Source organism: Pseudomonas syringae pv. tomato str. DC3000, assembly GCF_000007805.1.
Classification (GTDB): Bacteria; Pseudomonadota; Gammaproteobacteria; order Pseudomonadales; family Pseudomonadaceae; genus Aquipseudomonas; species Aquipseudomonas avellanae.
Map to the genome: position 1 here is coordinate 2,222,893 of NC_004578.1, position 19,858 is coordinate 2,242,750.

The following is a 19,858-nucleotide window of genomic DNA, read 5'->3' on the forward strand; positions in this document are numbered from 1 at the left end:
TCTGGCTGAGGCGTTCTGGGAATGGCTACCATCACAGGCCCCGGTTTTTATGGTCTGCAGGGCAGGTGACGGGCTCGGTAGCTGGCGGTTTGCCTTGATGGCTGTGCGCGAATCGTGGAAACTTCCAGGCTTATCGGGTACGAACAGGCAGCGTTGTTCGTCACCAGGCTTTTCACCGTAGCTGGCCTCACAGCAGCTCGTCGCCTTTTCAAGGAGTTGTTCATGATCACTTCCCGTTTGCGTACCGTGCGCGACCATATACGTTGGGCCGTCAGCCGCTTTCACGAGGAAGACGTGTTTTTTGGTCATGGCACTGACAATGCGTGGGACGAAGCACGGCAACTGGTGCTGGGCGCACTGCACCTGCCTTGGGAAATCGCTGACAGCTACCTTGACTGCCGTCTGGAAGTCGACGAGATATCCGAACTGCAACGCCTGATCAAACGCCGCATCGACGACCGCGTGCCAACCCCCTATCTGCTGGGCGAAGCCTGGTTCTGTGGTATGTCGTTCATTGTCGACGACCGCGTGCTGATACCGCGCTCACCGATTGCCGAACTGATCGAAGAGCGTTTCGCACCTTGGCTGGCGAGTGAGCCGGCACGCATCCTGGACCTGTGCACGGGTTCCGGCTGTATCGGCATCGCCTGCGCCGATGAATTCCCTGACGCCGAAGTCGCCCTGGCGGACCTGTCCTACGATGCGCTGGAAGTGGCAAGCCTGAATATCGAGCGCCACGGCATGGATGATCGAGTCTACACCGTTCAGGGCGATGGCTTTGACGGTCTGCCGGGCCAGCGCTTCGACCTGATCGTCTCTAACCCGCCCTACGTGGATGCCGAAGACTTTGCCGACATGCCGGACGAGTATCAGCACGAGCCGGAACTGGCGCTGGCCTGTGGCAGTGACGGTCTGAGTCTGGTGCGTCGCATGCTTGCCCAGGCGGCTGACCACCTGAACGAGAAGGGGCTGCTGATCGTCGAAGTCGGTAATAGCCAGGTGCACGTGCAGGCGCTGTACCCGGAAGTCGATTTCGCCTGGCTGGACTTCAAGCGCGGCGGTCACGGCGTGTTCATGCTTACTGAGGAACAATGCCGCAACCATCAGGCGCTGTTTCAGTCGCGGGTGTGAGGCTGGATGGATACGGGGCCTGTAAAAGCCCCGGTTTTTGCCTTGCCTGACCTTCGCTCGCCGACTTTTCGTACAGAGCCTAACGGTGGGTCGCGATCCAGATCAGCAGTCCTGCCTGAAACACTGCGAAGGTCACCAGACAGGCAATCGTGAAGCGCAGGCCGGTGTCTTCACGCTTGTACTTGCTGACCCGGTCTTCGTGCTGGCGAATGGTCACTTCCTGCTCAATCATGTTTTTCTCGGCTTTTTCCAGCATCTGTGATGCTTCGAGAATCTCGATGATCTGTACCTTGTCGTTGTTCCAGGTGCTGTGCAGGTTGCCGACATGCACATCCTTGATGCTGCCTTTCATGTGCTGCGCGTCGGCGTAAGCCACTTCAAAACCCAGGCTGCGCAGAAAATGATCGCGGCGCAGGCGAGTGTCCTCGTTCAGACCGTCCTTGCTTGCCAGCGCCACGCCTTCGATCTTGTAGGAAGACCATCTCTTCTGCGCCCAATGCACGGCGTGGGCGATCATGAAACGGCCAATGCCGCGGTTCCACGGCTCGATCTGCAAGCCTGACTCAGGGCCGAACCGCACGGTGCGCTTTTCATGGTCTGCCCAGACGTCCAGGTTGTTCTGTTCCTTGCGGACCCGCTGACCGGGCAACTGGACGTTGATGCGCAGCAGGCTTGTTTCCTTGCTGTGGCGCTCGGCACGGCCGAACTGCACGAAGCGCAGAGGGCGTCCACCCGTGGCGCGGTCGGTGGGCAGTGGTGACAGACGCAACATCTGAAAGTTTTCGGGCAGAACGTCTTCCCACGGCTGCGGCGTTGCCGGGGCTTCAGCCTCTGCATTGGTGGGTTCTGTAATGGTTTCAGTCATGAGATTCGCGTCAGTCATTAGGGTGTCCTTTCCTGAGTCTTGCGCTGAAACACAAGGCTGGAACACCGCTATCGGCCAAAGTGACCGAGACTGAAGGGCTTGCGACGTCTGCTTTCAGATCTTTTTCTCGGTGTCTGGCAGCGCCTTTATGAAACGCAGTACCTGCTTGGTCATTTCGCTGGCCAGTGGCTGGGTCGGATTGCGGTAGGACAAGAGTTGTTGCTGCAGGTTGTCCGGCACGATGCGCAACACGTGGTTCATCCCGTCGATCAGCGCCAGCTCTGCATCCGGTCGGGCTTTTTGCAACAGCAGGGCATCGCCCACGCCCACCTGAATATCGTTACGCCCCTGCACGATCAGCGCCGGCATGCGCAGCGCACCGAATGCTTTGGCCGGGTCTTGGCGGAACAGCGAGATCAGGTACGGCTGAACACTGGGGCGGAACACCACTTCCAGCTCGGCCGGCACTTTGTCGTCGGTCTTGCCGGCCTTGAGTTCTTCAAGTAATTGGTCACTGCGCTGCAACAGTTCTGGCCGCAGGCGCTCCTGAAACTGCTCGTGCAGCACCTGGGCGACTGGTCGTCCGGTGCCTGCGACGGAAATCACTGCCGCAGCCTCTGCCTTTTCCGCCGCAAGGCTCGCCACCAGCGCTCCTTCGCTGTGGCCCAGCAGAATCAGTTGGCCCAGGCGCGGGTTGGCCCTGATGGCTCTGACCCACAACTGAACGTCGGCAACGTAGCGCTCGACGCTCAGGTTGCGTTCGTCCGGCGTGACCGCCTTGCTGGCTGCCACGCCGCGTTTGTCGTAGCGCACGCTGGCAATATTGTTGCTGGCCAGGATGACCGCCAAGCGTTTCATGCTGTCGTTGCGCCCGCCCTCCGGGTTGTTGCCGTTGCGATCGGTGGGGCCGGAGCCTGCGATGATCAGCACCACCGGCACAGGTTTGTCGGAGCGAGGCAGCAGTAGAGTGCCGTACAGCTTGCCGTTTTCGGTATCCACGCTGATGGGGCGCTGCACCACGCTGGGCGCCGCCGCGCTGGCTGTGCCGGCGATCAGGCTCAGCAGCAGTACCGGGATCAGGGTGACCGGCAGGACCAACAGGCGCAGCGCGTTTGGAACTCGAAGCAGGGAATTACCGGATAACATCGCAAGGCCATCATGGGGGGAGTCTCGCTTGGACGCACGCGGTGACAGAAGGTTCGAGGATGAACTGAACCGCGAGCCTGCGTATACTGGCGCGCTTGGTTTAATGATCTGGTTTTTTAGCTGATTTTTCGGAGCGCCCGCATGTCCGGCAACACTTTCGGCAAGCTGTTCACTGTCACCACCGCCGGCGAAAGCCACGGCCCGGCGCTGGTCGCTATCGTCGACGGCTGCCCGCCGGGCCTGGAGCTGGACCTGCAAGACCTGCAGCGTGATCTGGACCGGCGCAAGCCGGGTACTAGCCGCCATACCACGCAGCGTCAGGAAGCCGATGAGGTCGAGATCCTCTCGGGCGTCTTCGAGGGCAAGACCACCGGTGCATCGATTGGCTTGCTGATCCGTAACACCGACCAGAAGTCCAAGGACTACTCGGCCATCAAGGACCTGTTTCGGCCGGCCCATGCCGATTACACCTACCACCACAAATACGGCATTCGCGACTACCGCGGTGGGGGTCGCAGCTCGGCGCGGGAAACCGCCATGCGCGTGGCGGCCGGGGCCATCGCCAAGAAGTACCTGGCGACCCAAGGCATTGTGATTCGCGGTTACATGAGCCAGCTCGGCCCGATCCAGATCCCGTTCAAGACCTGGGATTCGGTTGAGGACAACGCTTTTTTCTGCCCAGACCCCGACAAGGTGCCAGAACTGGAAGCCTACATGGACCAGCTGCGTCGCGATCAGGACTCGGTCGGCGCGAAAATCACGGTGGTGGCTGAAGGTGTCATGCCCGGCCTTGGCGAGCCGATCTTCGATCGCCTGGACGCCGAGCTGGCCCACGCGCTGATGAGCATCAATGCGGTCAAGGGCGTGGAAATCGGTGCCGGTTTCGACTGCGTCGCGCAGCGCGGCACCGAGCATCGCGACGAGATGACACCGCAGGGTTTTCTGTCCAATCAGGCGGGCGGCATTCTCGGCGGTATCTCCTCCGGCCAGCCGATCATTGCGCACCTGGCGCTCAAGCCGACGTCGAGCATCACGACGCCGGGGCGCTCGATCGATGTCGATGGCAACGCTGCCGACGTGATCACCAAAGGGCGACATGACCCGTGTGTCGGCATTCGTGCCACGCCGATCGCCGAAGCGATGATGGCCATCGTGCTGCTGGATCACCTGCTGCGTCATCGCGGGCAAAACGCCGATGTCAGCGTCGCCACACCTGTGCTGGCCCAGCTGTAATGAGCGTTGTCACAGGTTGCGGTCTGCCAGCGTGACGCCAACGCCCGACGGGCAGTTGCCGTATTGGCGGCTGTCCGGGTTCTATGTGTGTTATTTCGCCTTGCTCGGCTCGGCGGCGCCCTTCATGGCGCTTTACCTGCATCACCTGGGTTTTGCCAGTGCCCGAATCGGCGAACTTGTCGCTATCCCCATGCTGATGCGCTGTGTCGCGCCCAATATCTGGGGCTGGCTGGGTGACCACACCGGGCGGCGGTTGTTGATTGTGCGCTTTGGTGCGCTCTGCACGCTGCTGGCGTTCTCGCTGATTCTGATCGATAAAAGCTATGCCTGGCTGGCGATGGTCATGGCGCTGTATGCATTCTTCTGGCACGCCATCCTCCCGCAGTTTGAAGTCATCACCCTCGCGCACCTGCAAGGCCAGACCTCGCGCTACAGCCAGATCAGGCTATGGGGCTCGATCGGCTTCATTCTGGCGGTCGTGGTGCTGGGACGGGTGTTTGAATGGTTCAGCCTGGACCTGTTTCCCTATATCTTGCTGGCGATCATGGCCGGCATCGCAGTCAGCAGCTGGTGGGTGCCCAATGCGCAACCGCTGACTTCGACCCCGCAGGCAGAGGCGCAGGCGGGCGGCTTTCTCAAGCAACTGATGCGGCCGGGTGTGTGGGTGTTCTACATCAGTGTTGCGCTGATGCTGCTCAGCCACGGCCCGTATTACACCTTTCTGACCTTGCACCTGGAGGCGCTTGGTTACAGCCGCGGCCTGATCGGCATGCTGTGGGCAGTCGGCGTGGTGGCTGAAGTGCTGATGTTCATGGCCATGAGCCGCATCCTCCATAGGTTTTCCGTGCGCCAGGTCCTGTTCGCCAGTTTCCTGCTCGCCGCATTACGCTGGCTGTTGCTCGGCATGTTCGCCGAGCACCTGCCTGCGCTGTTGATTGCGCAGGTGATGCACGCCGCCACCTTCGGCAGCTTTCACGCCGCTGCCATCCATTTCGTGCAACGTAGCTTCGGCCCGCGTCAGCAAGGTCAGGGGCAGGCGCTGTATGCCGCCTTGTCCGGTGTGGGCGGCGCGTTGGGTGCCTTGTACTCGGGCTACAGCTGGAACGCGCTGGGGCCGGCCTGGACATTTGCTATCGCCAGCCTTGCGGCCTTTGCTGCAGCCGTCATGATTGTCACATCCAGAAAAGAGGAAGGCGTATGAGCCGCGAACAACTGAGTCAGGAGATCATCGAAGCAGGGCGGTTCCTGTATGGTCGTGGCTGGTCGCCTGCCACCAGCAGCAATTACTCCGTGCGCCTGTCGGCCAGCGAGGCGTTGCTGACCGTGTCCGGCAAGCACAAAGGCCAGCTGGGGCCGGATGATGTGCTGGCGACAGACCTCGCTGGCAACAGCCTGGAGCCCGGCAAAAAGCCGTCTGCGGAAACCTTGCTGCACACCCAGCTTTACCTGTGCAGGCCGCAGGTCGGCGCAGTGCTGCACACCCACTCGGTGAATGCGACGGTGCTGTCCAGGCTGACGGCCTCAGACCATCTGGTGTTCGAGGACTACGAGCTGCAAAAAGCCTTCAACGGCGTGCTGACCCACGAGTCGCAGGTTGTCGTGCCGATTTTCGACAATGATCAGGACATCGCCCGGCTTGCCGCAAACGTGCAGCCTTGGCTGGACGCTCATCCCGAGTGCGCCGGCTACCTGATTCGCGGCCACGGGCTCTACACCTGGGGCGCAAGAATGAGCGACGCACTGCGCCAGATCGAAGCGTTCGAGTTTCTGTTCGAGTGCGAGCTGAAGATGCGTACGGTCATGAACCGTTAACGATCGCCCATTAAACCCGTCTGTCAGCCTGACCGGCCTGTAAAAGCCGGAAGGCGTTGCCCCAAACCGAGGATCCATGCCATGAGCAGCCTGTCCGTTTATCACGTTTCAAGCCCGGATATTCCCAACAAGGTGCTGACCCACCTGGAAGACATCGCCTCGACGCTGGCCGAACACGGCGTGGCGTTTGACCGCTGGGAAGCCGCGACGCCGATCACCCCCGGCGCCAGTCAGGAAGAGGTGATCAACGCCTACCGCACCCAGATCGACACGCTGATGACCCGGCACGGCTACGTCACCGTGGACGTCATCAGCCTCAACAGCGATCACCCGCAGAAAGCCGAACTGCGTGCCAGGTTTCTTGAAGAACACCGCCACGGCGAAGACGAAGTGCGCTTTTTCGTCGCCGGGCGCGGTTTGTTCACGCTGCACATCGACGATTACGTGTATGCCGTGCTGTGCGAAAAAAACGACCTGATTTCCGTACCCGCCGGTACTCGGCACTGGTTCGACATGGGCGAAAACCCGCATTTTGTCGCTATTCGCCTGTTCAACAACCCTGACGGCTGGGTCGCAAACTTTACCGGTGAAGACATTGCCGGCCGTTTCCCGCGGCTGGAAGACTGACAGGAGCCCGACACTGATGCCCATCAAAGCCATTCTCACGGACATCGAAGGCACTACCAGTGCCGTAAGCTTCGTGTTCGACGTATTGTTTCCGTTCGCCAGAGCGCACCTGCCCGATTTTGTTCGTCAACATGCCGAGCAGCCTCAGGTGGCGGCGCAGTTGCAGGCGGTGCGCACGCAGAGCGCCGAGCCGGATGCCGATGTCGAGCGGGTGATCGCGATTCTGCTTGAGTGGATTGCCGAAGACCGCAAGGCCACGCCGCTCAAGGCATTGCAGGGCATGGTCTGGGAGCAGGGTTATAACGCCGGGCAGCTCAAGGGGCATGTCTATCCCGACGCCGTTGACGCACTGCAACACTGGCACCAGCAGGGCTACAGACTTTTCGTGTATTCGTCGGGTTCGATTCAGGCCCAGCAACTGATTTTCGGCTGCTCGGAAGCGGGCGATCTTTCCGGTCTGTTCAGCGGCTACTTCGACACCACGTCGGGGCCCAAGCGCGAGGCGCAGTCTTACCAGACAATCGCCAACGCCACAGGCTTTGCCGCCGAAGAGATTCTGTTTCTCTCGGATATTGTCGAAGAACTCGACGCCGCAAAAGCTGCCGGCATGCTCACGTGCGGCCTGGCGCGTGATGGCGGAGTGCTCGCGGGACACCGGCATGTGAACAGTTTTACGCTCATCGATCCCGCTTCTTTCTAGAAAACCTGCCTGTTCTGCGCGGCATCGTCCTGATGCCGCGGTGCGCAATTTTGCCTGTCATCACGCCTGGGTTTTATTTTCTGTAGGCAGCGTCCTGCTTTCGAGTGGGACGTTGCCTGCCTGAAAGTGCGTTGATTCTGTTTTGGTTTAGTCGTTGTTTTTCAACGCAATTATTCGTGTAACTTCTGCGCGTCCCCTGAATCACGGGCAACAACTGTACCGATTCACGGACGCATTCACGGGCACATTCACGTGAACAGAAGGAGCGGCAGCGATGTGCAGTGCCATGACAGAAAGCGCAACCAAGGATCTATTGATACAGCAGATGGTGAGCACAATTACTGAGCTCGATGGCCAGACCGCCATCGAAAAAGCCCTCCAGTGGCTGCGACGCGAATGCGACAGTGAGCGGGCCATGTTCTATCAGTTTAAAGGCCCGATGCTGCTGACGTTCATCACCTCCAATGTTGACGATGCGTGGGGTCAGGCGTATCGGCAGCATGAATTGATCACGCAGGACCCGGTCATCCGCTGTTATCGCAACCAACTGGGCTTTTTGAACTGGCAGGATGCGTTCAAACAATACCCGGCGTCAGCCTGTTACGAAGAGGCGGTCGATGCCTGCGAACTGCTCCCGGCCATTTCCTACGGCTACACCAGCCATTGCCGTGGCACAGAAAGCGTGACGTCGGTCTGTACGCTGAGCGAAGTGGAACGGACGATTTCCGCTGAACAAAAATACCTGGTCAGCAGTCTCATGCCTGTGTTGCACAGTGTGGCGCGCGGGCTGAAGTTCTCTTCTCGCGGCCTGACGCTCCGTGAACTTGAAGTGCTGCAGTGGGCGAGGGATGGAAAAACCGCTTGGGAGATATCGATAATTCGCGATGTCTCCGAGTCGACGGTGAAGTACCACCTCAAGACCATCTACTCAAAGCTCGGCGTCGCCAACAGGGCGCAGGCGGTAGGCGAAGCCCTGTGCCGCGGCCTTATCAGGTAACGGGCTAACGAGCGAGCCAAGCGAGTACTGGTAAAAAAAGCGCAAAAAAAAGCCGCGAAAACAAGGTGTAATCGCGGCAAACAAGGGATGAGAGAGCGTACAACAGCGTAAACAAGCCGCCCGTGAGGGCGGCAGAACGATTAACGGGTGTGGTAAGTCGGCAGATCGAAGCGGTGCTGACTTTGCAGCATCGAGATCGCAGGCAGTTCGCTGGCTTGTGCAGCCAGGTCACGGCGAATTGCGCTGATGACCCATTCCAGCTGAACCGGAGTGTGCAACTGAGCATAAGACACGGAGCGACGTATCTGTTTGCCATCTTGAGTACGCAGTGACAACAGGACACCGCCATCAGGACGTGGCTGGGTAGTCACGGTGTAGTCGGAGAATACGGAAGCGAATTTTTCTTGAATAAAGGTCATGTCTGGCGGCTCCATTGCTCATGGGATAACAAGCTTGGAAGTACTATTGCAGTGTCTGTGCCAGTATTTGCACTAAAATTATTCCTTTAAAATCAATGACTTGAAAGATAGTCCAATTTTGTGTCTCGTGCATTTTGCATGAACGACCATCGTGCACCCTGCATTTTGCCGTTTCTTGCACGATCGACATCGGGCATAACGATCGGGCATGGCAACGCGTCACCCTGAGCTCGGCCGACCAGAATCGCTATCGGCTGCATTGCTCAAGGTTGATCGAACAGCTGGCAAGCGTTGCGGTCAGTGTATTGACCGCCACCGGGACAACCGGGATTCCCGTGGCACCGTTTGCCAAGGAGTGATCAATGACCGATTCAGCTATCAGCCAGTCGAAAACCATGACCGAAGACGAGGCCGCAGAGTTCGCCGAACAGGTATTCGACGTCGCTCGCCAGGGCAACGTCGTGATGCTGGAGCGTCTGCTGGAAAAGGGCTTGCCAGCGGATTTGCGTAATCACAAGGGTGACACGCTGCTGATGCTGGCCAGCTACCACGGCCATCAGGACGCGGTACGCGTGCTGCTGAACCACAAGGCTGATCCTGAAATCCGCAATGACAATGGCCAGAGCCCGATTGCAGGTGCCGCCTTCAAGGGCGACATGGCGGTAGTCAAATTGCTGGTAGAGGCGGGCGCCAACGTGGAAGGCGCGGCGGCTGACGGTCGCACCGCCTTGATGATGGCTGCCATGTTCAACCGCAATGAGATAGTCGATTACCTGATCGGCCAGGGAGCGGACCCGCATGCCTGCGATGCCAAGGGCATTACCGCGTTGGGCGCGGCGCAGGCAATGGGCGCAACCGTGACGGCCGAGCAACTGACCAGGCTGGGCGTGCAGGCTGCCCGGGCCTGAAGCCAGGCATTAATGCATCAGGCATTAACACATAGAGGCGCGAGGGATTTACCGCTATCCTTCGCGCCTCTTTTTTTGCCTGCCGCAGGATCGCCCCCATGAAAGACTCACTGGTCGAATTAATCAGCAAAATCAGCTCCGGCTGCATGGGCGAAGACGAAATCGTGCAGATCGCTGATGACGCCGCGCAGGCCTATGCCGACCCGCAGGCGTTTCTGGCTGCCAACCCGGACATCAATTATGACGACAGCTTCCCGATCCCGCTGGGCGAGTGGGTGGTGGTTGGCAGCCTGCCGGAGACCGTGCTGTTTCAGGCTGACAGCTACATGGACCTGTTCGAGCAGATCGTTCAGTCGTTCGGCAAGGAAGTGACGTTCAACATCAAGCCCAAACAACTGGCCAAGGTCGAGCCTCTGGTCGCCGTCAATCGCATCCAGATCCAGTTGAGCAGCATGAACAAGGAAATGGGTGGCTACGTGCTGATGAATTTCAGCCAGCCGCTGGATGATGAATTGCAGGCGGTGCTGGTTTACGGTTGTGACGAGGCGCGGGTCATCGAACTGGCCGCATCGGCGGGCATATATGCCGCGCCGGCGTTGCAGGCCTTGCGCGGTTAACCCAGTGCGGTGTCGAGAAACATCATGACGGCGAAACCGCCCATCAGGCCCAGCGTTGCCGAGGTCTGATGGCCGTTGCGATGGGTCTCCGGGATGACTTCATGGGACACCACGAAGATCATCGCGCCAGCAGCCAGCCCCATGCTCAACGGGTAGGCGATGGCAAACCCGCTGGAAATGCCCAGCCCTACCAGCGCGCCCAGTGGCTCCATCAGGCCTGAACCGATTGCCACCAGCATGGCTTTGAACGCCGACAGGCCTGTGGAGCGCAGCGCCAGCGCAATGGCCAGGCCTTCGGGGATGTCCTGAATGGCGATAGCGGTGGTCAGCGGCAAGCCGACATTCATGTCACCGCTGGCAAAGCTTACGCCAATCGCCATGCCTTCCGGCAGGTTGTGCAGGGTGATCGCCAGTACAAATAACCAGACCCGATTGATGCGCTCCGAGTGCGGTCCCTGACGGCCGACGCTTTCGTGCTCATGCGGGGTGAATTTGTCCAGGCCCAGCATCAACAATACGCCCAGCCCAAGCCCGGCCACCACTGTGGCAGCCGCCCAGGGGCCGCTGTCGGTAATGTCACGGGCGGCCGCAAGGCCAGGCAAAATCAGCGAGAACGAGCTGGCAGCCAGCATCATGCCTGCCGCAAAGCCGAGCATGATGTCCTGTGCGCGTTGTGACACCTCGCGCAGTGCAACCGCCAGCACCGCACCCAGCGCCGTGGCCAGAAAGCCCGCGGTGCCGCCCAGCAATGCGTGATTGAAATTGACCTGGCTGGCGCCATAAAACGCGTTGTAAAGGCTGACGCCGCCAAGGCCGACGACGATCAGCAAGGCTAGCGCGAAGCCCAGACTCACCAGTGGGCTGGCCTGAAAATGGCTGGACCAGGTCATTCGGGGGTGTGCGGGTGCTGGCATGAAGGGGTTCACCTGTGTGATGGTTTAATGCGATGGCGAGTAAAAATGCAAAATGACCCCGATTGGGAGCCCGAGAATATAAGGTTGGTTCAACGGAACCCCCGAACGGCGCAACTATCCTAGCAAGGTAAGCATTCATTCCAGGGGTAATATCATGGGTTCCAGCTTCAACGGCCTTGTCGGCCTGATTATTCTCGCGCTCGATATCTGGGCCATCATCAACGTCTTGAAAAGCGGCGCAGAGACCGGCAAGAAAATTCTCTGGGTGTTGCTGATCGTGCTGTTGCCGGTCGTTGGCCTGATCATCTGGGCGATCCTCGGACCGCGTGGCAACGTGCGTATCTGATACGTTACCAGGCTGCCCCGAACGCTTGATTACTTGGGTAATCAGGCGTTTTTTGTTTTCGGGGCAGGGCGTTTGCCACATGGACGAGGGCGGTTGGCTGCAGAGAGGTTCGACCTGTCATGTTCCTCGACGTAGAATGCGCGCCTTTGTTGTGGGCGGTCGGCCGTCCTGTCATCAGTACCCAGCGGGAGCTTACCCATGAGCGATTATCAGGAAACGTTGTACGAAGGCTACGGCCAGCGCTTTCGTATGGAAAAAATGCTGCACGAAGTACGCACCGAGCATCAGCACCTGGTTATTTTCCAGAACCCGCGCATGGGCCGGGTCATGGCGCTGGATGGCGTGATCCAGACCACCGAAGCGGATGAGTTCATCTATCACGAAATGCTCACTCACGTGCCGATTCTGGCCCATGGCGCTGCCAAACGCGTACTGATCATTGGCGGCGGCGATGGCGGTATGCTGCGCGAAGTCGCCAAGCACCTGACCGTCGAGCACATCACCATGGTCGAGATCGACGCCACGGTAGTCGAGATGTGCAAGGAGTTCCTGCCCAATCACTCCAGTGGCGCTTTTGATGATTCGCGTCTGAACCTGGTCATCGACGATGGCATGCGCTTTGTAGCGACCACCGAAGAAAAATTCGACGTGATCATTTCCGATTCCACCGACCCGATCGGTCCAGGTGAAGTGCTGTTCTCGGAAAACTTCTATCAGGCCTGCCATCGCTGCCTGAACGAGGGCGGCATTCTGGTCACCCAGAACGGCACGCCTTTCATGCAGTTGAGCGGCGTGCAAACCACGGCCGGGCGCATGAACGGTCTGTTTGCCGATTGGCATTTCTATCAGGCGGCCATCCCGACCTACATCGGCGGGGCAATGACCTTCGCGTGGGGCGCTACCGACAAGAGCTATCGCAAACTGCCGCTGGAAACTCTGCGTCAGCGCTTCTCGGGCAGCGGTATTGTTACGCGCTATTACAATCCGGAAGTTCACATCGGCGCATTCGCCTTGCCACAGTACGTGCTGCACGCTGTGAACAAGGCCAGTAACGACTGACAGACAGTCGAGACGTTTCAGGCCTGATGGCCTGAAACGTTGCCACACGCGCTTTGAGGCGCGTGGCGGGCGACAGAAATTTCACAATTGCTGTCCCAGAATTGCGCGCGAAACTGAACAGGCGTGCACCTTCACCGGCGACCTGGCCCCAAGGCGACCCGCAATCAAGTAATATCTGCGCCCTGCTGCACGCCGCCCGCTCCGAGAACAGGGCGGTGCTGCACTCTCGAACCTATTTTCTGAATCCACCGGATCCTGACAACCATGGCCAAAACGGACGCCCAGCTTCATCGGCAAGCCCGCCTGCAAAACCCGACTGTCAAATCGCATCTGGCTTACATCCTGCTCAGCGGTTTCGCTCTGATGGTGATGTACACCCTGTTGCGTATCGGTCTGCTGGTCTACAACCGCGAGATGATTGGCGATACGCCAGCCTCGACCTTCCTCGAAGCGCTGTTCAATGGCACGCGTTTCGACCTGCGCCTGACCGTGTACCTGCTCATTCCGCTGGTGCTGTCGCTGTTCAGCGCCCGGGCCATGGCGGCGCGCGGGTTCTTCCGGTTCTGGCTGACGCTGGTCGGCAGCATCACGCTGTTCTTCGGCCTGATGGAAATGGACTTCTACCGTGAGTTCCACCAGCGCCTTAACGGTCTGGTGTTCCAGTACGTCAAGGAAGACCCGAAGACCGTTCTGAGCATGCTCTGGTACGGCTTTCCGGTGGTGCGTTACCTGCTCGCCTGGGCCATTGTGACCTGGCTGTTGAGCCTGGTGTTCAAGGGCATCGACCGCCTTACACGGCCCCGCCACGTTACGACCACGGGCACCCACCATGTCAGCAGCGTTGCGCCGTGGTACCTGCGCATTGGTGTTTTCGTTCTGGTCTTGCTGGTCATGGTCGTGTGCATCCGTGGCACCCTGCGTCAGGGCCCGCCGCTGCGCTGGGGTGATGCGTACACCACCGATTCCAATTTCGCCAACCAGTTGGGCCTCAATGGCACGTTGACCCTGATCACTGCGGCCAAGAGCCGTATGTCCGAAGATCGCGACAACATCTGGAAAGCCACCCTGCCGCAGGCGGATGCGCAGCAGACTGTACGCGACATGCTGCTGACGCCTCACGACAAGCTGGTCGAGTCTGACATTGCTGCGGTGCGCCGTGACTTCACGCCGCCAGTGGAAAACACGCTGCCGATTCGCAACGTGGTCGTGATCCTGATGGAAAGCTTCGCCGGCCACTCGGTCGGTGCGCTGGGCAACGATGCCAACATCACGCCGTATTTCGACAAGCTGTCCAAAGAAGGTCTGCTGTTCGACCACTTCTTCTCCAACGGCACGCACACCCACCAGGGCATGTTTGCCACCATGGCATGCTTCCCGAACCTGCCGGGTTTCGAATACCTGATGCAGACGCCGGAGGGTAGCCACAAGCTGTCGGGCCTGCCACAGCTGCTGAGCACCGGTCGTAACTACGATGACGTCTACGTCTATAACGGCAACTTTGCCTGGGACAACCAGTCGGGTTTCTTCAGCAACCAGGGCATGACCAACTTTGTCGGTCGCGAAGACTTCGTCAATCCGGTGTTCTCGGACCCGACCTGGGGTGTTTCCGACCAGGACATGTTCGACCGTGGCGCGCAGGAACTCAAAGCCCGGCAGGACGGCAAGCCGTTCTATGCGCTGCTGCAAACCCTGTCCAACCACACACCGTACGCACTGCCGGACCCTCTGCCGGTCGAACGTGTGACAGGGCACGGTTCGCTGGATGAGCATTTGACCGCAATGCGTTACGCCGACTGGGCGCTGGGCCAGTTCTTCGAGAAGGCCAAAAAAGAGCCTTACTTCAAAAACACCCTGTTTGTGGTGTTGGGCGATCATGGCTTCGGCAACAACAAGCAACTGACCGAAATGGACCTGGGGCGCTTCAACGTGCCGTTGCTGCTGATCGGTCCTGGTGTACAGGAGAAGTTCGGACAGCGCAGCAGCATCGTCGGTACGCAGGTCGATGTCGTGCCCACCATCATGGGCCGCCTGGGCGGTCTGAACCGCAACCAGTGCTGGGGACGCGACCTGTTGAACCTGCCGGAAGGCGACAAGGGCTTTGGTGTGATCAAGCCGTCGGGCAGTGAGCAGGTGGTCGCCATCATCAGTGGCAACCGCATTCTCATCGAACCGACGGAGATGCCCGCCAAGCTGCTGACCTATACGCTGGGTGCCAAACCGTCTGCCGAAGAAGTGCCCGATGCGCCGGACACACAGGAGCTCAAGCGCAAGCTCGAAAGCTTCCTGCAGACGGCGACAAAGAGCCTTCTGGACAACACGGCCGGTGTCGAGGCCAGCAAGAACCGCAACTGATGAAGACCGACTCGTCCGGATAACCGGCGAGTCGGATCACGCAACAGACAAAGGCCCTCCGCACCCGCTGCGAGGGCCTTTTTCATGCGCCAGTGCTGGCCGCGTGACACGAATCCGGTGGAACGAATGCGCGGCTCAAAAGGTCCTTATCACATAAGCCAGAGTGCCTGGCTTCGTTCTGGAGGCATTGATGAAACAGTGGGCCATTTTGTACCTTGACAAGGATGGTGTGCAGCAGCGCCTTGAGGCCGGCTTTGCAGAGCGTCCCAGCGAGGAGGAGGTTGCACGTCTTCTGCGCAAGGACCTGTATCCGGTCACCGATGAGCTGGACCTCAACGATCTGGACGGGCGTACCGACGAGCCTACCGTGAAGACACTCAAAGACCATAACAGCGTGCAGATCATTTCCATCACAGAAATGAGCTGATCGTTCATCGATCAAAAACCTTTTCGTGGCAATCACTTGGCATCCGGTCCGCGATAGGGCTACTCTGCAGATAAGGCCATTCACCCGGCCTCTGACCTCTCGATTCCCGGCCTGCGCGCAGGCCCGGTCTGGTCAGCTACATGCTTGATTCCCCACGCCGGATTATCTGTCGTGCGGTGGCCCCCGATCCGGTGGTCGCTCTGGAAGAGTTGAAACTCTATCTATCGTTGCATAGGAGGACGTTTCATGAGCACAGCCTATCAAGAGGACATCAGCAGTAATGTACTGCGCCGCATGAAAGAAGGCGGTTTCGATTTCGCGCGAATCTATCCCATCGAGTTCTACGCCATTTTCCCGGACGAGGAACGGGCACGGCAGGCTGCAGAGCAATTTCGCGGCGAATCCCTCAATACCCAGATAAACGTACGTGATGACGGTGCCTGGCACCTGCAACTGAGCAAAGTGATGTATGCCACTTACGACGGTATCGGTGATTTCGAACAGGACTTTCAGATGGTGATTTCACCCATGGACGGAGAAGTGGAAGGCTGGGGTGTCACTCAGGAGATCAGAAGACTGCACGCTTGATGTTGCCTGATCGGGAAGCAGCACACTGCCGGCTGATTCGGGATGACTTTCCGGATCGGCCGGTTTTGTTTCTGCTCGCGCTGTTTGATGTGCCAGGCCCGGTCTTCGCGCAGAAATACGAGCAGTGTCATAAACAGTGGTCAAAAAAAAGCCACTCAAACGAGTGGCTCAAAGGGAAGTCTGTTTAAATTCGGCAGGCAAATGTCGCCTGTTCTGCAATATGCTGCGTGAGGCAAAAAGCGGCGTTTGGTGCCCTGTTTGCTCGGTTGCTGGTGAGTATGGCGAACTAATATCGTTGGCGGAAATCAACTCTGACTATGCTGATCATAGATTTCACGGTTGAATGACGCCTCCGAATGAAGCGTAAAAGAATCGGCTTGGGCGTTTAGTGCACAGGAATGGTGCGCAGGGCGTTGAGTATTTACCTAACTTACTGATATTGAAGCGTTTATGCCGGTGGCACGGGCTTTGCGATGGTCTTGGTGTCCATGGTGACAAGGAGTACGGCATGATCCGCACCTTTTATGACGAGATGTACGACGCTGGCGGTGTAGTTCGCCCGCACTATCGGGAGTTCGCCCGCTGGCTGGGTGACACGCCTCCCGAGCTTTTGGCTCAACGCAGGCGCGAAGCCGATCTGCTGTTTCACCGCGCGGGAATCACGTTCACGCTGTATGGCGATGAGCAGGGGACCGAGCGGCTTATTCCTTTCGACACCATCCCGCGCAGCATTCCTGCCAGCGAGTGGCGGATTGTCGAGCGTGGCTGCATTCAGCGCGTCAAGGCGCTGAACATGTTTCTGGCCGATCTCTATCACGATCAGCGCATCATCAAGGCCGGGATCATTCCTGCCGAACAGGTGCTTGCCAACGAGCAATATCAACTGGCGATGCAGGGCCTGAATCTGCACCGCGATTTGTATTCACATGTATCCGGTGTCGATCTGGTTCGCGACGGTGATGGCACGTATTACGTGCTGGAAGACAACCTGCGCACCCCGAGTGGCGTGAGCTACATGCTCGAAGACCGCAAGATGATGATGCGTCTGTTCCCCGAGCTGTTCTCGGCACAACGCATTGCCCCGATCGATCACTACCCCAATCTGCTGCTCGACACGCTCAAGAGTTCAAGCCACCTGGACAACCCGAGCGTCGTGGTCCTCACGCCGGGGCGTTTCAACAGCGCCTTTTTCGAGCACGCGTTTCTGGCGCGCGAAATGGGTGTAGAGCTGGTCGAAGGTGCCGATCTGTTTGTCCGCGATGACCGTGTGTTCATGCGCACCACCGATGGCCCCAAGGCTGTCGATGTCATCTACCGCCGCCTCGACGACGCGTTTCTCGATCCGCTGGCGTTCAACCCTGATTCGATGCTGGGCGTGCCTGGCCTGCTGGCGGCCTATCGCTCCGGCAATGTGGTGCTGGCCAATGCCATCGGCACCGGCGTTGCGGATGACAAATCGGTTTACCCGTATGTCACTGACATGATTCGTTTCTACCTGGACGAAGAGCCGATTCTCAAGAACGTGCCGACCTGGCAGTGCCGCAAGCCCGAAGAGCTGTCCCATGTGCTGGCCAACCTCGGCGATCTGGTCGTCAAGGAAACCCAGGGCTCCGGCGGCTACGGCATGCTGGTCGGCCCGGCAGCGACCGCCGCTGAAATCGAAGCGTTCCGCGCACGGCTGAAAGCCAAGCCACATGCGTACATCGCCCAACCCACATTGTGCCTGTCGACCTGTCCGACGTTTGTCGAGAACGGTATCGCCCCGCGACATATTGATTTACGCCCCTTTGTTCTGTCAGGACGCGAAACCCGCGTCGTTCCTGGCGGGCTCACCCGAGTGGCCTTGCGTGAAGGCTCACTGGTGGTGAATTCGTCTCAGGGTGGCGGAACCAAAGACACCTGGGTGGTCGAGGATTAAGGATGCCTGCCAATGTTAAGTAGAACTGCCTCGGATCTTTTCTGGATGTCGCGTTACCTGGAGCGAGCGGAGAACCTCGCCCGAATGCTGGACGTAAGCTATTCGCTGTCGTTGATGCCCCAGGACGGGCGTGGCGACGGGCTGGATGAAATAGCCATGCCGTTGCTGATTACCGGAACGCTGGAAACCTACATCGAGCGTCATGGTGAGCTGCATGCCGAGCGTATGCTGCATTTCTTCGCCCTGGACGCGACCAACCCGGCCAGCATCTACAGCTGCCTGGGGGCCGCACGGGCCAGCGCGCACGCGGTACGCGGTCGTATAACCGCAGACATGTGGGAGAACATCAACTCCACCTGGCTGGAAATTCGCGGTATCGCCCAGCAGGGCCTGACCCGCTATGGCATGAGTCGCTTCTGCGAATGGGTCAAAGAGCGCTCGCACCTGTTTCGCGGCGCAACCTACGGCACCATCATGCGCAACGATGCGTTCCGTTTCATTCGCCTTGGAACATTCATCGAGCGCGCCGACAACACCATGCGCATGCTCGACGCGCGCTACGAAATGCTCGAACTGCGCGGGCCGCAGGCCAACGCTGCCGCAGACAACTCGGCAGCAGGTTACTACCAGTGGAGCGCCTTGTTGCGCGCACTGTCGTCGTTCGAGGCATACACTGAAGTTTATCGGGATGCGCCGGGCGCGCGTCAGGTGGCTGAACTGCTGTTGCTGCGTGCCGATATTCCGCGTTCGTTGCGCGCCTGTCTGGAGGAGATGGATGTCATTCTCGCCAGTCTTCCCGGCGTCAACGGCCGACCTGCGCAGCGCATGGCGGCCGAGATGGATGCACGATTGCGCTACACCAGTATCGACGAGATCCTGGATGAAGGCCTGCACGAGTGGTTGAACGAATTCATTCCAATGCTGGCCCAACTGGGTGATGCGATCCACACTTCGTACCTGGAGGCTGCATGAGACTCTCTATAAGCCACGAAACCACCTATCACTATGATGATCAGGTGCGTTCCAGTATCCAGTACCTGCGCCTGACGCCTCATGACAGCGAGCGTCAGCAAGTGCTTAGCTGGCAGTTGACGCTGCCACGCCCGGTGCGTGCGCAGATCGATCCATTTGGCAACATCCTGCACGTCCTGAGCCTTGAAGAACCGCACGAGGCGATCATCATCGGCGCGCGTGGGCAGGTGGAAATCGACGAGACCCGCGAGGCCGAGCACGAAAGCCAGTCAGCGCTGCCGTTCTTGCGCGTCACCCGGCTGACCGAACCTGACGAAGCGATTCGCAGTTTCGCCGCCAAAGAATGTCGCAAGCGTACTGACCGTACTGCCTTGATCGATTTGATGCAGGCGCTCAATCAGCACATGACCTACACGCAGGGCGCAACCGAAGTCGACACCAGCGCCGCTCAGGCGTTTGCCGGGCGCTCCGGGGTCTGTCAGGACCATACCCACGCTTTTCTGGCCTGCGCGCGCAGCCTCGGCGTGCCTGCACGCTATGTGTCCGGCTACCTGTGCAGCGAAGACAGCGAACACCTGTCCAGTCATGCCTGGGCCGAAGCGTGGATTGACGATGCGTGGTACAGCTTCGATGTGACTAACCAGTTGGCCATTCCCGAGCGCCATTTGAAACTGGCGGTAGGGCTGGATTATCTGGATGCCTGTCCGGTGCGCGGCATGCGCCGTGGCGGCGGATCGGAACAGATGCACGCCAAGGTGGTGGTTTCGCCCATGACCGGTACGCCCAAGGTGAAAACCCGAGTGCAGGTTCAGACGCAGCATCAGTGA

21 protein-coding genes are annotated in these 19,858 nt (G+C 59.2%); 17 read left to right on the forward strand and 4 right to left on the reverse strand.

The genetic code is table 11. The annotated features are described in order from the left end of the window. The first annotated feature begins 222 nt into the window (after window positions 1–222). A complete protein-coding gene (gene prmB, locus PSPTO_RS10575) occupies window positions 223–1,131 on the forward strand; it encodes a 50S ribosomal protein L3 N(5)-glutamine methyltransferase (RefSeq protein WP_011103814.1) in 909 nt (302 codons plus the stop codon). 79 nt (window positions 1,132–1,210) lie between these two features. Here prmB and PSPTO_RS10580 read toward each other — a convergent pair whose 3' ends face one another. Next, the gene (locus PSPTO_RS10580; protein WP_011103815.1) at window positions 1,211–2,014 is read right to left on the reverse strand and encodes an N-acetyltransferase; all 804 of its coding nucleotides are present in this window, start codon (window positions 2,012–2,014) and stop codon (window positions 1,211–1,213) included. Window positions 2,015–2,110: 96 nt separating this feature from the next. Continuing rightward, window positions 2,111–3,142 carry an alpha/beta hydrolase gene (locus PSPTO_RS10585; protein WP_011103816.1) on the reverse strand — a complete coding sequence of 344 codons (1,032 nt, stop codon included), beginning with the start codon at window positions 3,140–3,142 and terminating at the stop codon, window positions 2,111–2,113. Window positions 3,143–3,283: 141 nt separating this feature from the next. Between PSPTO_RS10585 and aroC the strand changes: the two genes are divergently transcribed. The 6 genes from aroC to PSPTO_RS10615 all read left to right on the forward strand — a co-directional run bounded on the left by aroC (window position 3,284) and on the right by PSPTO_RS10615 (window position 8,511). Then, a complete protein-coding gene (gene aroC, locus PSPTO_RS10590) occupies window positions 3,284–4,375 on the forward strand; it encodes a chorismate synthase (RefSeq protein WP_007244321.1) in 1,092 nt (363 codons plus the stop codon). Window positions 4,376–4,406: 31 nt separating this feature from the next. After that, window positions 4,407–5,576: an MFS transporter gene (locus PSPTO_RS10595; RefSeq protein WP_011103817.1), complete on the forward strand. Its 1,170-nt coding sequence runs from the start codon at window positions 4,407–4,409 to the stop codon at window positions 5,574–5,576. Further along, window positions 5,573–6,187 carry a methylthioribulose 1-phosphate dehydratase gene (locus PSPTO_RS10600; RefSeq protein WP_005616977.1) on the forward strand — a complete coding sequence of 205 codons (615 nt, stop codon included), beginning with the start codon at window positions 5,573–5,575 and terminating at the stop codon, window positions 6,185–6,187. The genes PSPTO_RS10595 and PSPTO_RS10600 overlap by 4 nt, the downstream gene beginning before the upstream one ends. Before the next feature lie 81 nt (window positions 6,188–6,268). Beyond that, the gene (locus PSPTO_RS10605; RefSeq protein ID WP_011103818.1) at window positions 6,269–6,814 is read left to right on the forward strand and encodes a 1,2-dihydroxy-3-keto-5-methylthiopentene dioxygenase; all 546 of its coding nucleotides are present in this window, start codon (window positions 6,269–6,271) and stop codon (window positions 6,812–6,814) included. A 16-nt stretch (window positions 6,815–6,830) separates the two neighbouring features. Continuing rightward, window positions 6,831–7,514: an acireductone synthase gene (gene mtnC / locus PSPTO_RS10610; RefSeq protein ID WP_005766869.1), complete on the forward strand. Its 684-nt coding sequence runs from the start codon at window positions 6,831–6,833 to the stop codon at window positions 7,512–7,514. 274 nt (window positions 7,515–7,788) lie between these two features. Beyond that, window positions 7,789–8,511 (forward strand): helix-turn-helix transcriptional regulator, encoded by a 723-nt coding sequence (locus PSPTO_RS10615; protein ID WP_003378621.1) that lies wholly within the window; start codon window positions 7,789–7,791, stop codon window positions 8,509–8,511. A gap of 140 nt (window positions 8,512–8,651) precedes the next feature. Here the strand turns inward: PSPTO_RS10615 and PSPTO_RS10620 are convergent, their stop codons facing one another. Next, window positions 8,652–8,930, reverse strand: a complete 279-nt coding sequence (locus PSPTO_RS10620; protein WP_003315128.1) for a DUF3509 domain-containing protein — start codon at window positions 8,928–8,930, stop codon at window positions 8,652–8,654. Between the two features lie 362 nt (window positions 8,931–9,292). Here PSPTO_RS10620 and PSPTO_RS10625 point away from each other — a divergent pair, with 362 nt between their 5' ends. Both PSPTO_RS10625 and PSPTO_RS10630 read left to right on the forward strand, forming a co-directional pair. Continuing rightward, on the forward strand, window positions 9,293–9,838 hold the full coding sequence (locus tag PSPTO_RS10625; RefSeq protein WP_011103819.1) for an ankyrin repeat domain-containing protein: 546 nt from the start codon (window positions 9,293–9,295) through the stop codon (window positions 9,836–9,838). Window positions 9,839–9,936: 98 nt separating this feature from the next. Then, complete coding sequence (locus PSPTO_RS10630) at window positions 9,937–10,455, forward strand: hypothetical protein (RefSeq protein WP_011103820.1); 519 nt, start codon at window positions 9,937–9,939, stop codon at window positions 10,453–10,455. On the opposite strand, the gene PSPTO_RS10635 is transcribed toward PSPTO_RS10630, so the two are convergent. Next, entirely contained in the window at window positions 10,452–11,369 is a 918-nt protein-coding gene (locus PSPTO_RS10635) for a ZIP family metal transporter (protein WP_007244314.1), read from the reverse strand. The two genes, PSPTO_RS10630 and PSPTO_RS10635, sit on opposite strands and share 4 nt — an antisense overlap. A 154-nt stretch (window positions 11,370–11,523) precedes the next feature. Between PSPTO_RS10635 and PSPTO_RS10640 the strand changes: the two genes are divergently transcribed. From PSPTO_RS10640 to PSPTO_RS10675, 8 genes are all read left to right on the forward strand, one after another. Beyond that, the gene (locus PSPTO_RS10640; RefSeq protein ID WP_002552853.1) at window positions 11,524–11,715 is read left to right on the forward strand and encodes a PLDc N-terminal domain-containing protein; all 192 of its coding nucleotides are present in this window, start codon (window positions 11,524–11,526) and stop codon (window positions 11,713–11,715) included. 198 nt (window positions 11,716–11,913) lie between these two features. After that, window positions 11,914–12,774 (forward strand): polyamine aminopropyltransferase, encoded by an 861-nt coding sequence (speE, locus tag PSPTO_RS10645; protein ID WP_005766858.1) that lies wholly within the window; start codon window positions 11,914–11,916, stop codon window positions 12,772–12,774. 264 nt (window positions 12,775–13,038) lie between these two features. Then, window positions 13,039–15,126: an LTA synthase family protein gene (locus PSPTO_RS10650; RefSeq protein WP_011103821.1), complete on the forward strand. Its 2,088-nt coding sequence runs from the start codon at window positions 13,039–13,041 to the stop codon at window positions 15,124–15,126. Between the two features lie 190 nt (window positions 15,127–15,316). Next, entirely contained in the window at window positions 15,317–15,553 is a 237-nt protein-coding gene (locus PSPTO_RS10655) for a hypothetical protein (RefSeq protein ID WP_003378612.1), read from the forward strand. Window positions 15,554–15,799: 246 nt separating this feature from the next. Then, entirely contained in the window at window positions 15,800–16,141 is a 342-nt protein-coding gene (locus PSPTO_RS10660) for a ribonuclease E inhibitor RraB (protein ID WP_005617305.1), read from the forward strand. A gap of 508 nt (window positions 16,142–16,649) precedes the next feature. Continuing rightward, window positions 16,650–18,059, forward strand: a complete 1,410-nt coding sequence (locus PSPTO_RS10665) for a circularly permuted type 2 ATP-grasp protein (protein ID WP_005617003.1) — start codon at window positions 16,650–16,652, stop codon at window positions 18,057–18,059. Window positions 18,060–18,071: 12 nt separating this feature from the next. After that, window positions 18,072–19,031 (forward strand): alpha-E domain-containing protein, encoded by a 960-nt coding sequence (locus PSPTO_RS10670; RefSeq protein WP_003378609.1) that lies wholly within the window; start codon window positions 18,072–18,074, stop codon window positions 19,029–19,031. Next, complete coding sequence (locus PSPTO_RS10675; protein ID WP_003378608.1) at window positions 19,028–19,858, forward strand: transglutaminase family protein; 831 nt, start codon at window positions 19,028–19,030, stop codon at window positions 19,856–19,858. Before PSPTO_RS10670 ends, PSPTO_RS10675 begins: the two co-directional genes overlap by 4 nt.